Source organism: Streptomyces seoulensis (assembly GCF_022846655.1).
In the GTDB taxonomy this organism is placed as follows: Bacteria; Actinomycetota; Actinomycetes; order Streptomycetales; family Streptomycetaceae; genus Streptomyces.
Genome location: NZ_AP025667.1, coordinates 4,729,591 through 4,743,388, shown reverse-complemented (window position 1 = coordinate 4,743,388; position 13,798 = coordinate 4,729,591). Strand labels below are relative to the sequence as shown.

The following is a 13,798-nucleotide window of genomic DNA, read 5'->3' as shown; positions in this document are numbered from 1 at the left end:
GGGCCTGACGCCGGTGAAGCCGTTCATCTTGTTCATGATCAGTAAGGCTGGTTGGTGATCACGAACGCGATGAACAGGGTCGTGTCCGCTCGTGTCTATCGGTGAGCGGGACGGCGTCGTTCACTGTGAGAGCTTCGATCCGCCAGACGCTGGACCCCGGGTGGAGAGAAGACCGCCGCCGGTCGACACCGCCATGGCCGGCCCTGATCGGCTGGCTGCTCCCGCCCCTGACCGGAGCGCCACGCACCATCCCTGTCCTCACGCCGGCTCGGCGTGCACTTCGCGCAGCGGGCGCGCCCGAAGGGAGAGCCTCGTATGCAGTCCACGACGAACCCGGCTGCCTCGGCTGCGGGCTTACTGTCCGCGATGACCGTCCGGAACGCGGCGACCGTGGCGGTACCGCTGCCGGGGCGGCTGCGGATCGTGGTGGCCTCGGACGCGGCCGGCGCGCTCCACCGGCGTCAACTGGCCGCCGACCTTGCTCTCCATCCGCTCGTCGCAACCCTCATCGACCTGACGCCCAGCACCCCGCCGCCCTATCCGGACGCGGCCTTCGCCGCCGCCCGGCTGATTGCCGAGGGGCACGCGGACCGGGCCTTGCTGGTCTGCCACACAGGCATGGGCATGGCGGTCGCAGCGAACAAAGTGCGCGGCGTTCGCGCCGTCACCGCTCATGACCCTTACAGCGTCGAGCATGCCGTCCGCTACACGAACGCCCAGGTGCTGTGCCTGGGGCAGAAGATCGTCCCGCTGGAGTCAGCCCGCGAGCTGCTGGCCGTCTGGCTCGCCCACCGCTTCGATCCCGCTTGCTCCGCCGCGGTGAAGGTTGCTGCCATCACCGACTTCGAGCATGCCCGGGATCACCGGCCGGCCTGAACGCTGTCGAGACCGCTCGGGCCATGCGGCCCACATTCCGATCCGCACCCGAAAGGGGGGGGCTCCGGCATGGAGCTGTCCATCACCCGCTCGACCTTGAACAAGCGCAGCCCGTACGCCGAAGCAGTGCGCTCGGCCCACGCGGCCGGCTTCCGACACGTCGAACTATCCGCCGACAAGTGGCGTACCGCCCTCGCCCAGGACCCCGCCCTGATCAACCTGCTCGACGCCGATGGGTTCGGACCTTGGCACGCCGGGTGGAACCTGCGCCTGGGCTGGAACACCGCCCGCTGGGCGCAGGCCGTCACCGGCACCCCGGCCGCGATGGACTTCACCGCCGGCCTCGGGGCTCGCAGCGGCACGCTCGTCCTGCCGCACGTCGACGACACCGGCGCTCCGATCCCTGGTCCGGCCGAGGTCGAGGACCGCATCGGAGCCGTGGCCGATCTCGCCGCCGAGCGCGGCCTGAACGTCTGCGTCGAGTACATGGGGCTGCGCCCCAGCGATCCGCCGGAGAACGGCGTGCGGACCCTGTCCGGCACGCTCGGTGTGCTCGCCCGGGTGGGCCGATCGAACGTCGGTCCTCTGATCGACTCCTACCACTGGCACCTGTCCGGTTCCCCCGGCCTTGAGCAGATCCCACCGGAGATGCCGCTGTGGGTGCACTTCAACGACGCCCCGGCCGGCATCGAGGCGGAGCGGCTGCGCGATGAGCACCGGGTACTGCCCGGCGAGGGCGTCATCGACCTGCCCCGGCTCCTGGCCGAGCTGGTTGCCTGGGGCTGGACGGGACCGGTGAGCGTGGAGGTCAAGCACCCCGACCTGCACGCCATGCCCACGCTGGACGCCGCCCGCGTCGCCTACCGTGCCGCACACCATGTTCTTGACCGCGCAGGCCATGCCCCCGCTGGGGGCCGGCCGTGACCACTGCCCGCGCCGACGTCTCGGAGACGGCACTGCGCTGGCCGGAACAGCCCGCCCTCGGCGGCTGGTACACCCAGGACGAGATCGACGCGGTCATGCAGACCCTGACCGATTCCGCCGACTGGCGCACCGGTTTCCGGGCCAAGGCGCAGGAGATGACGTTCGAGGACGCCTTCGCCGCGCACGCCGCGGTCCCGTTCGCCATCGCCTACAACGGCGCTGGCACCGCGATGGACCAGGTCCTCGCCTGCCTCGACCTGCGACCGGGCGACGAGGTGATTTCCGGCGCGCTTAACTTCGTTGGCCCGCATCTGTCCGTCCTGCGCGCCGGCGCCCGCCTCCTCCTCGCTGAACCGTCGCCCGGCGGGTTCAATCCCGACCCCGAGCACGTCGCCCGCCTCCTGACTGGCAGAACCCGGGCCATCCTCGTCACCCACATGAACGGCCAAGTCGCGGACCTGCAGCCGCTGCTCGACCTGGCCGAGCGCCACCCTCACCCTGAGTACGGCCCCGCCCGGATCGTCGTGGATGCGGCCCGCGCGGTGGGCGCGGAGACCGACCTCGGGCCGGTCGGCCGCGCCGGCTGGGCAAGCGTCTTCTCCTTCCAGAGTAAGAAGGGGATGACGACCCTGGGCGAGGGCGGCATGATCACAACGCGTGATGAGGCCCTGGCCGTGCGGCTGCGCCGCCTGCGCAGCTTCGGCAAGGGCCGCTTGCTGGGCAGCAACTTCAAGATGACCAAACTCCAGGCCGCCGTCGGACTGGTCCAGCTTCGCCGTCTGCGGGACATGAACGACCGCCGGATCCACCTGGCTGAGCAGCGCACCGAGCATCTGCGCGACCTCCGTATCCCGGGGCTGGTGCTGCCGCCGAGTATCGGCCGTGCCCACACCCACTACCTCTACAACGTGCTGCTCCCCGAGGACTGGGGCGCGGCAGGGCGTGACGAGGTGCGCCGCCTGCTCGCCGGGCGGCACGGCGTCGGCAGTCTGACGGGCGAGCGGCCCACCCCGCACGGGCACGAGCTGATCGCCCGCGCGACCGCCGGGCAGCACCTGCCGGCTGCCAAGCGGACCGCCGACCGAGCGCTGCACCCCTGCCTGCACCCGCTGATGAGCGACGCGGAGAACCGCGAGATCGCCGAGGCGATCGGCGATGCCGTCCGCACGGCGGCCGCCACCCGCACCTGAGGACGCGTGCACCGGCCGGGCCCGCCCCGGCCCTGGTCCCACCCCCGAGGGGAGTACCTGGATGACAGCCCGGCCGCTGACCGGTATCACCGCCACCACCGACGTCCACTCCAGCCTTCAGCGCGCCCCCGCGCTGCTCGCCCACCTCCACCGGGCCCGTCAGCGGCACCTGGTCGTCGACGCCGGCGACTGGTTCGAGGGCACCGGCTACCACCAGCTCGGCGGCGGCGCCGTCGAACGAAAGATCCTCACCCGCCTCTACGACGTCGTGGTGCCCGGCAACCATGGCTTCGTCAACTACCTGCGCGACCAGGACCTGCACCGCGTCGCCGTGTGCGCCAACATCACGCGCGCCGACGGCAGCCCCGCGTTCCACACCCTCTACCGAACCCTCATCGGCGGCCGGCGCGCCGCCGTCACCGGCATCATGGGCCCCGAGGCGTTCGACGCGATCCGTGTCTCCCAGCGCCCCGGCCTCCGCCTGGTCGATCCAGTACACGCCCTCAAACGCCTGGCCGCCGCCACTGCCGACGTCGACACGTGGGTGCTGCTCAGCCACGCCGGCTTTGACCACGACCTCGCCCTCGCCGACGTTGTGCCCCACCTCGACCTGGTCTTCTCCGGCCACTGCCACAGCGGCGCCCGAGGCCCCACCACCGCTGGGAAGGCCCTGGTCCTCAAGGGCTGCGAGCACGCCCGCGGCTACGCCCAGGCCGAACTCCACCCCGACAGGCGCTGGAGCGGCGGCCACCACGCTCTGCCCGAACGCAGCAGCGTCCCGACCGAGTTGGCCGACATTACGGCCTCGATCGACCGCCTGTCGGCGCGCCTCACCGAACCCCTCGGCGCCATCTCCTCCTCCTGGGCCCGTACCACCCCCGACCGCCACGCCCTCCTGACCGCTGTCGCCCGCCGCCTACATCACCAACACGACCTGCCAGTCGTCCTCTCCGACAGCGGACTGCGCCCAGCCCGACTCGGCACCACGCTCACTGCCGCCGACCTGTTCGCCCTGGAACCCTTCGCCAACCAGCTGATGATCGCCGACGCCCCCGCCGACTGGACCGCCTGGCTCCGGCATCACACCGCCGCGCATCTGGCCGGCCCGATCGCCACATGGCCCGAGACACTCCCCGCCACAGCGCGCCGCGTCCTCACCAGCGACTACATCGCCGAGACCTTCCTGCCCGGGGAGCCGCAGCCGACCGGACTCATGGTCGCCGACACGCTGCGCGCCGTCCTCGCCCCTTCGCCCCTCACCGACTCCCGCTGACGCGACAGGACAAGCCCGTGACCGCAATCGCCAGAGAGACCGACCGCATCCGCCGCCGCGAAATTCACCTCCACGGCCCTTACACCCGCCCTCGCCGCCCCGACGACCTTCGCGTGGTGTTCCTCTCCCCCTACCAGCACGCCTACAGCCTGCTCGCCACCGGACCCATGGCCTTATACGACCTCGTCAACCGGAACCCCGACATCCCGGCCATCGCGGAACGAGCCCTCGCCTACGAGTGCCTCGTCGCCGACGCCAACCGGCTGCGCACCCCTGACGGCGAGCCGTACCGCTCGATCGAGAACCCCACCCCCGTCGCCGACGCCGACATCGTCGGCGTGAGCGTCACCAACGCCGGCGACCTGCACTCCGTGCTGCGCCTGCTGGACGTCGCTGGCATTCCGCGGCGTAGTGCCGACCGCGCCGTGGGCCGCCATCCCCTGGTCGTCGGCGGCAGCGGGGGCTTGGCAAACCCCGAACCCATGGCCGACTTCCTGGACATCGTGGCCCTCGGCGAGGCCGAGCGCTCCTTCCTCGACCTGATCCGTCTGGTCCACCAGCATCGAGACGGCGCCCGTGCCGCGCTCCTGGAACAGGCCGCCCGCATCCCCGGCCTGTATGTCCCATCTCTCTACGAGCACGCCTCACTGCCCGGCGGCGGCACCTCCGCGATCCACGCGCGCACCCCTGCCGCCCCCGACACCGTTCGCCCGCAGTACCTCACCCCCCGCGACCTCGGACCCGCGCACTTCACCTCGCCGATCAGCGACGGAACCTGCGCGCTGATCATCGCCAACCTCGGATGCAAGCACTCCTGCCACATGTGCACCCTCGGCACCCCGCCCTTCCGCAACGCCCCGATCGAACAGCTCACCGACTACGTCGACACCCTGGAGCAGCACGGCATACGGAAGATCATCATCAGCTCCCCGACCTTCACCCAGTACCGGCATCGCGACGCGCTCCTTGACCGCATCGCCGCCTACGCCGACCGCGCCCCCGAGCCCGTGAGCGTGATCATCGGATCGGTCCGCGCCGACGAGGTCACCGCCGGATACCTCGACACGGTCGCCCACTTGGACCCCGGCCACCTGTTCACCGAACTCAGCCTCGACGCCCCCCGCGGCGTGATCACCATCGCCCCCGAGTTCGCCGCCGACAACCTCGTCTCCCTCTTCGGTAAGACGATGGACGAGGCCAAGGTCGGGCGCGCCCTGGACCTGTGCCGCGCCACCACGCACTTCGGCACCGTCATGCTGTATTTCATGGTCGGCGCCCCCGGCGAGACACAAGCGGAGCGCCTGGCCATCGCCGACTACGCCCTGCGCGTCTTCGAGCGCCTGGGCCGCCCGGACGGCGCGGTCATCGTCAAACTGCAGCAGTTCATGCCCCAGCCCGGCACCGTCAGCCAGCGTCTGCCCATGGCGGACCCCGACCTCGTGAACGGGTGGGTCACCGCAATCCGCGACCGCCTCACCTACCTGGCCGGCCCCACCCACGACCGCTTCCGAGTTCTGTGGGGCGAGCACTCCCGGCTGCTGCTCGAAGCCGTGTGCGGCCGCGGCGACCGCCGCGTCGGTCACGCCCTCGAACACCTCCACGACGCCGGCACCGACTTCACCCACCTCACCAAGGCACAACTCGACCATGCCTTGGCCCTCCACGGCCTCACCTTCGACCAGCACCTGCGCACCATGGACACCGCGCTCCTGCCCTGGCACGTCATCAACACCGTCAACCCCGAGCAAGAGCGCACGCTCGCCGCCGCCCTACACGCACGCACGGCGATCCCCGCGTGACGCGCCACCGCCCGGCGCTGCGCACCGCCCTGCCCGGCAAGCACCGCCTGCCCTCGGCGATCGACCCGGCCGAGCACGCCTTCTACGTCCGCACCCGTCATACTGGCGCCACCCTCACCCACCTCGCCGGCGCCGTCCTCGTCCACCAGAACAGCCTGCTGCGGCACGCCTTGGCCGCCCACCCCGACGCCCAGCTTCTTACCGGGTGGTCGAGCGCCGACCTTCATCTGCTGCGCCACCGCGATCACGACGTGGCCCTGTGCTCGGGCATCGGCGCCGGAGCACCGGCCACCGCGCTCGTCATCGAGCAGCTCACCGCGCTAGGCGTCCCCGCGATCGTCTCCATCGGCACCGCCGCCTCCCTCATCCCCACCCTCGGGCCGGGCGACATCGTGCTGTGCGAGAAGGCGCTCCGCGGGGAAGGAACTTCCGGTCACTACCTGCGGCCGAGCCTCTTTGCCCACCCCGAACCGCAACTCACCACCGCGCTCAGCAGCGAGCTGAGCGCCATCGGCGCGACGTGGAGCACGGGACCGTCCTGGACGACTGACGCTCTCTACCGCGAAAGCACCACCGAAGCCGTCCTGTACGCCGGGCACGGCATCCTCACCGTGGAGATGGAAGCGGCCGGGGCGTTCGCCGTCGGCCAGCGCCGTCACCTGCCGGTCGCCGCCGCGTTCGCGATCGCAGACTGCCTGGTCAACCGAGCACCCCGCACCGACTCCCCCCACACCGGCAACGCCTTACGGCAACTTCTGACAGCGGCCCTCAACGCCCTCACCGCGCACGGCCCGCCCCCGGACAACGCTCCGATCGGTACGGGGATGGACGACCACGACAGGGAGCAGGCGAAGCCCCGTGGCTGAAGATCCACTCAAGGGCCTGTTCGTCGTCATTGAGGCCGCCGACGGCTCCGGCAAGACCACGATCGTCGACCACCTCGTGCCCGCCCTCTTAAGCACGGGCCGGGTCGTGCGCAGGATCGACCGGGCCCTGCCCGACGGCGACCACGCTCACGCCGACCTCGTCCGCGCCGTCGACCGCCTGTTCCGCTCCGCCGACGCCACCGACGCCGGCTGGGAACACCTCAGCCTCGCCGCCGCCGTCCAGTACCGATCCATCCTGCACGCCCAGATCGCCCCCGCCATCGCCGCAGGCGAGATCGTCATCGCAGAGAGCTGGTGGGACAAGACCTGGATCCGCCTGGGCGTCGAAGCCGCCATCTACCACGGTCACAGTCCCGAGCAGCAGCACGCGTTCACCGCCTGGCAGCGCAGCCTCCTCCCGGCCGACCCGCAGTGCTTCACCGTCCACATCGACACCGCCCAGGAGGACCGCACCGCCTGGTACCGGGCTGCCGGCTGTCCCGACCCGTACCTCGACCACACCGGCAACCTCAGCCACGACCCCCACGGCTTCGGATGCTTCACAGAACGCATTGCCACCGGCCTGCGCGCACTCGCCACCGAGCTGCACTGGCCCACCGTCACCAACGATGCCAGCCGCACCGCCGCCTCGGTCGCCGCCAAACTCCACCGCCTCATCGCCGACCGCGGCAGCACGTGCACCCGACGTATTGGGAGCGCTGGTTCGAGTTGAGCGTGAGCATCTTCGTGCCGTTGTGTCAGTAGCCCCGTACGGCGTCGTCGTCCTCGTTGCCGACGACCATGCCGACCCGCTCACCGTGCAGCCGCAGCCCATACTCGTCCACCTCGAACGGCGAGTCCTCACGGCTCAGCGAGAGACCTGCGACGTTGTGCACTGGACCGGCACGCGCGCAGGCTCGCGCGCGTGCCGCTGACAGGGCTGCGTCCGAAGGGTGGGCCCCGGGGACGCAGCGGGATTACGCGTCCTGGTGGGCCGTTTCCGTGTGTGCCGCGTACGCCACGTTCATCGCGCGGTTGAAGCGGAGACCGTACGGGTCGTGGCTGCTCTGAGCCTCCCTCTCCCGGAGGGCGCCGAAGCGGTGCCAGTACCGTCGGCCGGGTTCCCGGCTCATGAACTCGTCGGCGAAGAAGCGCAGCGCGTCGGCGCCGGCGAAGCCCAGCCGGTGCCTGAGCGAGATGGCGCACAGCATCCTGTTGGCGTTCAGGAGCTCCACGTACTCCGCGGCGCTCAGGCCCTCGGGCTTCCACTGTTCGGCCAGCTCGGGATGGGTGATCAGGCTGGTGAGCCAGTCGAGCTGGATGCGTGCCAGCAGGGCCTCGTGGTGCTGGCGTTGGTGGCGCTCGCGTTGGAGGAGGTGGGCACCGACGCCGAGGGCGGCGAGTACGAGGCCAGAAGACGGTTTCATCCGAAGGTCCCTTTCTGCCGCGGGCAGTGAGAACGTTTCGGGGCGGTGGACTGCGGAGGGGCGGCGTCGGGCCGGGGCTTGGGGGCGAGCAGGCTTACGGGGATCATGAGGCTGCCTCCCACCGCTCGGCGGCCTGCTTGATCAGCCGGTACGACACGTCGTGGTCCTGGGCTCGCTGGACGGTGTCGCGGAGGCGTTCTTGCACGCTGCGGGCGTCTTCGGAGCGCGCCTCGTACCGGGGGAGGAAGCGGCAGCCGGCGATCATCCGGTGCCCGTGGACGGTGTACTCGGCTACCTCGCTGTTCGCGGGCGTCCTGTACCCGCGTTGGGCGATGCGGATGGTCACCGGGCTCGTCGCCCGGGGGTGGTCCATGAGGTGCATGAGATGCCTCAGCTGCTCGGCCATCACCTTCGGGCCCCCGATTGAGCGGCGTAACACGGTGTCGTCGAGGATCAGCGTCAGGCGCTGACCGGGCGGGATGGGGACGTGGGCGAGCCACGGAGGTATGACCCATCTCCTTCCTTCGGGCTCGTCCGGCGTCGGGGCGGAGGCTGTGACGACGCCGCGGTAGAGGGGCGTACGGAAGGCGGGCGGGATGCGGGCATTTGTGTAGTGCACGCTCTCGGTCGCGGTCCGGGCGACGGCTGCGTATCGTGCGACCGCGTCGCTGCCGGCCACGTCGGCCCATTGATCCCACTGCGGGTGGCTGGCGAGGTCTGGCTGGCTGTGGGGACGGAGCGGGTACGCATGCAGGAGACCGGGGATGCCCGCCGGGGACACCCCGTAGGAGCGCAGGAGTGTCTCCAGGGCCGCCAGAGGTACGGGAGGTGCGGCGTGTTCCCATCTGCTGGCGGTGGAGAGCGAGGTCCGGGTGCGCTGTGCGGCGTCGTCCAGCGTGGCCCCTGCGGCTTTGCGGACGGCTCGCAGGTAGACGGCCAGGACGACCTCGATCGGCGCTGGCGCTACTCGTGTCCGTAGGGGTGGGCGTGCGGCGGGGCTCATGCGGCATCCGCCAGAGCGGTCAGGATGATCGTCTCTGTGACCTCGTGCGGAGACACGACCAGCTGCTCGCGCAGCTCAGCGAGCGCGGCGACCGCAGGCGGCAGGCAGACCGCGGCTCGGCGGTCATCGAGACGGACCGGGTCACGCACCGGGTATGCCTGCGGCCCGTCCAGGCCGAGGTGGCACTGTGTCCCGAACTCTTGCTGCTCACCGTTGTTCAACAGCGCCCGGTCGTGGAGAAAGGCCCACTGGTGCGCCGGGGCGTCGCCCGCGTCGACTGCTCGTCGTAGCAGGAGGGCGGCGACGTGCTGGAAGCCGGGTTGGTCGTCGGCGTGCATGGCGAGCTGCCATGCGGCGCGCGCGGCGTCGGGGCCGACGAGGCGATGACCGGGCCAGCCATACTCGCCAACGACGCGGCTGAGGATCTTGCCCGAGGCGTAGTCCTGGTGGCGGCCCTGGCCGAGGAGGATCCCGTCAAGGTCGTCGCGGACGTGGCGGGTCCAGCGGTCTGCGGCCTGATTTGCGCGGGCGAGTAACTCGCGCGCGAGGAACGGCTGGAGCGGCGGATGCATCACGAGTCGCTCGGTTCGACGGGGAGGGCGAAGCGGACGAGGTGCTGGATGGCGGGACGCCGCTTCGCGGGCACGCGCAGGTGGACGACGCGCGCTCCGACCGGTCCGTTGCTGATCCTGAGGGTGGTCCAGCCCAGTTCGTGAAGGTAGGTGATGTAGCGGGTGATCAACACGCTGGGCGTGCCGATGCCCTCGGCGAGCAGCGCCTCGACATGCACGTGCGCCAGACCGTTTTGGGCTGCGTGGTCCGCCGCCCACAGCGTCAGCAGCCGTGCCACGCCGTTGCTCGTGCTGCCGGGGGCGGAGTAGACGTGTCGGAGCCAGATTTCCGCCGGGGTCTGGTCGAGGACGAGGCAGCAGACCAGCCGCCCTCCATTCTCGAACATGCCGACGGCGGCCGGCTCCTGGCGGAAACGCGACGCGATACTCGTGGCCGCCGGGCATGGCCGATGGCGGCGGGTCAGCCAGATGTGTCTGTCGGTGACCAGGGCTTCGGCTTCCGCCCGTTCGGCTTCGGTGCGGAGCTGTCGCATCTCGTACGCCGCGTACCCCGGAGTGCCGGTCAGCTCCTGGTCGCGGAGGGGCCGGGAATTCGCAGCGCTCATCGGCTCGCACCCCCGAGCAGGTCCCAGGAGTGGGCGCGGATGACGAGCTCGGTGATGTCGGCCGCACCGGTTTTGGCAAGCAGCGTCCCGAGCGCGACGTTGTAGTCGCCCGGGGGAATCCGGGCTCCCCGCGCGATGGCCAGGTGCCTGCTCCATCGTGTGACCGCGCGGATCAGCCGCAACTCCCGCTTGTTCAGCGCTGGGGCGGGCGTGCCAATGATGGGTGTCTCGGCGTGCCCGCCGGCGAGCAGATGGTGCACCAGGATGGCGTTGTAGGAGTGGGTCGGGCAGCCGAGTTTCCTGCGGATCTGAGTCCGGTGCCACCGGACCGTGCTTGGCGCGATTCCGATCTGAGGGGCTATCTCCGTGTCGCGCAGGCCGCGCGCGAGGAACGGAGCTATCCGTTGCTCGCGCGGGGTGAGCTGTGCCGGCTTCGTGGTGGTCATCGATCTACCTGAGGTCTTGTGAAGGGTGACCCGTACGCGGCGGTTGTCAGGAGGGGCCGCCGCGCACGGGAGATCTTGCGCGAGTTGCATCTGGTGGGAGCCCTGGAGCCGACCCCGGAAGGGGGGCCAGCTCCAGGGCGTGGCCCGTGCACGGTGGTGTGACCTCCCTGATGTGGGATCCGCCGTGCACGGGGGTCTATGCGGGGGCTGGGTCCGCGGGCGCCCAGGCGTTCAGCGCGGCGAGGTGTTCGGACCAACTGCGGTCGTCCTCGCCAAGGGCCGCGTCGCCCAGGCGGAGGCGCTGGACCTCGCCCGTCCCGGCCGGCGCGTAGGTGTGGGGGGCGTCCCGCCACAGGCGGGTCAGGACAGGGTCGGTGAGCCCGGTCGCACCGTGCAGCTCCATCGCGTCCTGCGCGGTCCGCATCATCGCGGCGTGCCCCTGATACTTGCCGTTGATCAGCTCCGCGTCGCAACTGCGGCCCTGGTCCAGCAGGAACGCGGCCGCATAGGCGAGCGTGCGAGCCGCGAGGAGGCGTCCTTGCATCTCGCCCAGACGCCCCCGGACCACCGGCTGGTCGGAGAGGGGACGGCCGTAGCGGGAACGGTGGGCGAGATTGTGGCTGGTCACCTCCACGAGGGCTTCGTGGATGCCGAGGCTGACGGCGCTGATGTTCGAGCGGCCGCACAGGATGCTGGCGGACTGGGCCACGGACGAGCCCTGGCCGACTTCCCCGACGCGCGCGGTATCGGGGACGCGGACGCGGTCGAGGCCGACCTGGCCGAAGGAGAAGCCGTGCAGACCGAGACCACGACGATGGCGGTCGAGGGTGAGTCCCTTGCTGCCGGACTCGACGAGGAACGCGGTGAGTGCGGCGCTCGTCGGGACCCCGCTTTCGGCGGTGCGGGCGATGACGAGGTGCGCGCCCGCGAGGTGGCTGTTGCCGACGTGGGCTTTGCTGCCGGTGATCACCCAGCCGTCGCCGTCGCGCTCGGCGACGGTCTCGATCCCGCCGATGTGCCCGCCAGCCTCCGGCTCGGTGGAGGCGATGGAGAGCAGCACCGAACCGTCCGCGACCTGCGGCAGCCACCAGGCCCTCTGCTCGGCCGTGCCCCACATGGTGACCGCGGTGGTCGGGATCTGGCTGGCCTGCAGGATGGCCCCGGCCGCCGCCAATTCCCGGGAGATCCGGTGATTCAGGATCAGCTTGTCCAGGTGCCCACCGCCCAGGCCACCGAACGAGGCCGGGACGGCGACGGCGAACCAGCGCCGGGCGGCCATGAGCTTGGCGAGCGTGCGATCGAGCCGGTCCGGGTGCGCTTCTACGCGGGCGATACGCGGGCCGATGTACTCGGCGGCGAAGGTGTCAGCCTCCTTCCACAGTGCCTCGTGCTGGTCGGTGAGGTACGGGCCGAGCGCGGGTGGCGGTTCGGTGGGTTGGACCGTCATGTCCCTCTCCCTGGGTGAAGATCGCACGGTGGACGGCGGCCGGAGCCGCGCGGGCTTCCGGGTGGGGGGCGCGAGAGATGGCTGCGGGTCAGCGGAGATGGGCGCCCTGCATGATCGCCTTCATGGTCCGCTCGCCGTGGCCGGCGACGAGGTCGCGCAGTCGCGTGGACTCCTCCAGCTTTCGCTTCTCGGGGTCCGCGACGCAGACGGTGCCCAGGGGGACGCCGCTCGGGTGGATGAGGGGCGAGCCGTAGTAGGAGCGGATGCCGACGGCGTCGACGACCGGGTTGCCGCTGAACCTGGGCGCGGCGTGGACGTCGTGCAGGGGCAGGCTCTTCTTGCGTCGGACGACATCGGGGCACCACCCGTGGTCCAGGCGCATGCTCCGGTCGAGGACGGGATGGCCCGCCTCGGGCAGCGGCTGGAACAGGCCGGTGAAGTGCTGCGCGTTCGGGCCAAAGAGGTTGACGAAGCCGTACAGGAAGCCGGTGGCCTTGCCCAGGTCCTCGGCGATCTCATCGAACAGGCTGTGCCCGGACAGCTCCAGCCCCAACTCCGCCAGGAGCTGCGCGCGGGCGGCTTCCTCCTCGGTCATGACCACGCCGGTGTGGATCTGGTGGTCGCCGGCGGGAGAGGCGGCGTGCCGGGTGGGGAGAGTGGGGCCGTGTGTGGTCAGGCCCGCGGTGCGGGTGGCCCGGGTCGGCAGGTGGCGCAGGTCGGGGAGCGGCTGGCCGGGCTGCGGCTGCTGTATCGGGGTGTAGCGCGGGTGAGTCATCGAGTATCCAGGACTAGAAGGTGGCGGGCGCGGGCGGGGAGTTGGTGAGGCCGTGGCGGGTCAGTGCGTGGCCCGCGAGGGTGAGCAGCACGCTGGCGACCTGGTCGGGCTGGCGGGCGTCGAAGGACACGACGGGGATGTCCGCGCTGAGCGCCAGTGCGTCGCGGACGTCGTCGGTCGCATGGTGGTGCGCGCCGTCGAAGCGGTTGAGAGCGACCACGAACGGCATCCGGAGGTGCTCGAAGAAGCTGACGGCGGTGAAGCTCTGCCCCAAGCGGCTGGTGTCGACCAAGACGACGGCTCCGACAGCCCCCTCGGCGATGTCACGCCACAGCGGCACGAAGCGGTCCTGGCCAGGGGTGCCGAACAGGAACAGCTCCAGCGGGAGCGCGCCTCGAAACGTCCGGCGCCCGAAGTCGAGAGCGACCGTGGTCGTCTCCTTCAGCGCCTGGATGCCGTCGAGGTTGTCCACCGCCTCGCCTCGCGCGGTCATGTACTCCTCGGTAGTGAGCGGTGGAATCTCGGAGATCGTGCCGACGAAGGTTGTTTTGCCGGCACCGAGACCGCCACTGACCACGATCTTCAGCGGCATTGG

General features: G+C 70.8%; 16 protein-coding genes and 1 pseudogene. 7 read left to right on the top strand and 10 right to left on the bottom strand.

Annotated elements, in window-relative coordinates; translation table 11 throughout:
• Positions 1-366 precede the first annotated feature (366 nt).
• The 7 genes from HEK131_RS21800 to HEK131_RS21770 all read left to right on the top strand — a co-directional run bounded on the left by HEK131_RS21800 (position 367) and on the right by HEK131_RS21770 (position 7,661).
• Positions 367-876: an RpiB/LacA/LacB family sugar-phosphate isomerase gene (locus tag HEK131_RS21800; protein ID WP_244452102.1), complete on the top strand. Its 510-nt coding sequence runs from the start codon at positions 367-369 to the stop codon at positions 874-876.
• A 69-nt stretch (positions 877-945) separates the two neighbouring features.
• A complete protein-coding gene (locus HEK131_RS21795; RefSeq protein ID WP_244336692.1) occupies positions 946-1,800 on the top strand; it encodes a sugar phosphate isomerase/epimerase family protein in 855 nt (284 codons plus the stop codon).
• Positions 1,797-2,990, top strand: coding sequence for a DegT/DnrJ/EryC1/StrS family aminotransferase (locus HEK131_RS21790; RefSeq protein ID WP_244336690.1), 1,194 nt, complete (start codon positions 1,797-1,799; stop codon positions 2,988-2,990). Before HEK131_RS21795 ends, HEK131_RS21790 begins: the two co-directional genes overlap by 4 nt.
• Before the next feature lie 61 nt (positions 2,991-3,051).
• The gene (locus tag HEK131_RS21785) at positions 3,052-4,263 is read left to right on the top strand and encodes a metallophosphoesterase (protein WP_244336688.1); all 1,212 of its coding nucleotides are present in this window, start codon (positions 3,052-3,054) and stop codon (positions 4,261-4,263) included.
• A gap of 17 nt (positions 4,264-4,280) precedes the next feature.
• Entirely contained in the window at positions 4,281-6,062 is a 1,782-nt protein-coding gene (locus HEK131_RS21780) for a radical SAM protein (RefSeq protein WP_244336687.1), read from the top strand.
• A complete protein-coding gene (locus HEK131_RS21775; RefSeq protein ID WP_244336685.1) occupies positions 6,059-6,928 on the top strand; it encodes a nucleoside phosphorylase in 870 nt (289 codons plus the stop codon). Before HEK131_RS21780 ends, HEK131_RS21775 begins: the two co-directional genes overlap by 4 nt.
• A complete protein-coding gene (locus HEK131_RS21770; RefSeq protein WP_244336683.1) occupies positions 6,921-7,661 on the top strand; it encodes a hypothetical protein in 741 nt (246 codons plus the stop codon). The genes HEK131_RS21775 and HEK131_RS21770 overlap by 8 nt, the downstream gene beginning before the upstream one ends.
• A 25-nt stretch (positions 7,662-7,686) precedes the next feature.
• On the opposite strand, the gene HEK131_RS21765 is transcribed toward HEK131_RS21770, so the two are convergent.
• The 10 genes and pseudogenes from HEK131_RS21765 to HEK131_RS21725 form a co-directional block, all read right to left on the bottom strand.
• Positions 7,687-7,824 carry a hypothetical protein gene (locus HEK131_RS21765; RefSeq protein WP_244336681.1) on the bottom strand — a complete coding sequence of 46 codons (138 nt, stop codon included), beginning with the start codon at positions 7,822-7,824 and terminating at the stop codon, positions 7,687-7,689.
• A gap of 81 nt (positions 7,825-7,905) precedes the next feature.
• A complete protein-coding gene (locus HEK131_RS21760; protein ID WP_244336679.1) occupies positions 7,906-8,355 on the bottom strand; it encodes a DUF6082 family protein in 450 nt (149 codons plus the stop codon).
• 103 nt (positions 8,356-8,458) lie between these two features.
• Positions 8,459-9,034, bottom strand: coding sequence for a Scr1 family TA system antitoxin-like transcriptional regulator (locus tag HEK131_RS21755; RefSeq protein WP_244336677.1), 576 nt, complete (start codon positions 9,032-9,034; stop codon positions 8,459-8,461).
• 102 nt (positions 9,035-9,136) lie between these two features.
• A pseudogene (locus HEK131_RS30355) lies at positions 9,137-9,358 on the bottom strand (helix-turn-helix domain-containing protein); the annotation flags it as partial.
• Positions 9,355-9,930 (bottom strand): DUF6624 domain-containing protein, encoded by a 576-nt coding sequence (locus HEK131_RS21750; protein ID WP_244336676.1) that lies wholly within the window; start codon positions 9,928-9,930, stop codon positions 9,355-9,357. The gene HEK131_RS21750 and the pseudogene HEK131_RS30355, both read right to left, overlap by 4 nt.
• A complete protein-coding gene (locus tag HEK131_RS21745; protein WP_244336674.1) occupies positions 9,930-10,535 on the bottom strand; it encodes a hypothetical protein in 606 nt (201 codons plus the stop codon). Before HEK131_RS21745 ends, HEK131_RS21750 begins: the two co-directional genes overlap by 1 nt.
• Positions 10,532-10,981, bottom strand: coding sequence for a helix-turn-helix domain-containing protein (locus HEK131_RS21740; protein ID WP_244336673.1), 450 nt, complete (start codon positions 10,979-10,981; stop codon positions 10,532-10,534). Before HEK131_RS21740 ends, HEK131_RS21745 begins: the two co-directional genes overlap by 4 nt.
• 196 nt (positions 10,982-11,177) lie before the next feature.
• Positions 11,178-12,428: an acyl-CoA dehydrogenase family protein gene (locus HEK131_RS21735; RefSeq protein WP_244336671.1), complete on the bottom strand. Its 1,251-nt coding sequence runs from the start codon at positions 12,426-12,428 to the stop codon at positions 11,178-11,180.
• 88 nt (positions 12,429-12,516) lie between these two features.
• A complete protein-coding gene (locus HEK131_RS21730; protein ID WP_347881867.1) occupies positions 12,517-13,203 on the bottom strand; it encodes a GAF domain-containing protein in 687 nt (228 codons plus the stop codon).
• A 13-nt stretch (positions 13,204-13,216) separates the two neighbouring features.
• Entirely contained in the window at positions 13,217-13,795 is a 579-nt protein-coding gene (locus HEK131_RS21725) for a GTP-binding protein (RefSeq protein ID WP_244336669.1), read from the bottom strand.
• Positions 13,796-13,798: the final 3 nt, after the last annotated feature.

Coding starts and splice junctions, on each gene's coding strand:
- HEK131_RS21730 (WP_347881867.1), bottom strand. CDS start 13,203: ATGACTCACCCGCGCTACACCCCGATACAGCAGCCGCAGCCCGGCCAG.
- HEK131_RS21740 (WP_244336673.1), bottom strand. CDS start 10,981: ATGACCACCACGAAGCCGGCACAGCTCACCCCGCGCGAGCAACGGATA.
- HEK131_RS21760 (WP_244336679.1), bottom strand. CDS start 8,355: ATGAAACCGTCTTCTGGCCTCGTACTCGCCGCCCTCGGCGTCGGTGCC.
- HEK131_RS21725 (WP_244336669.1), bottom strand. CDS start 13,795: ATGCCGCTGAAGATCGTGGTCAGTGGCGGTCTCGGTGCCGGCAAAACA.
- HEK131_RS21745 (WP_244336674.1), bottom strand. CDS start 10,535: ATGAGCGCTGCGAATTCCCGGCCCCTCCGCGACCAGGAGCTGACCGGC.
- HEK131_RS21795 (WP_244336692.1), top strand. CDS start 946: ATGGAGCTGTCCATCACCCGCTCGACCTTGAACAAGCGCAGCCCGTAC.
- HEK131_RS21785 (WP_244336688.1), top strand. CDS start 3,052: ATGACAGCCCGGCCGCTGACCGGTATCACCGCCACCACCGACGTCCAC.
- HEK131_RS21800 (WP_244452102.1), top strand. CDS start 367: ATGACCGTCCGGAACGCGGCGACCGTGGCGGTACCGCTGCCGGGGCGG.
- HEK131_RS21735 (WP_244336671.1), bottom strand. CDS start 12,428: ATGACGGTCCAACCCACCGAACCGCCACCCGCGCTCGGCCCGTACCTC.
- HEK131_RS21750 (WP_244336676.1), bottom strand. CDS start 9,930: ATGCATCCGCCGCTCCAGCCGTTCCTCGCGCGCGAGTTACTCGCCCGC.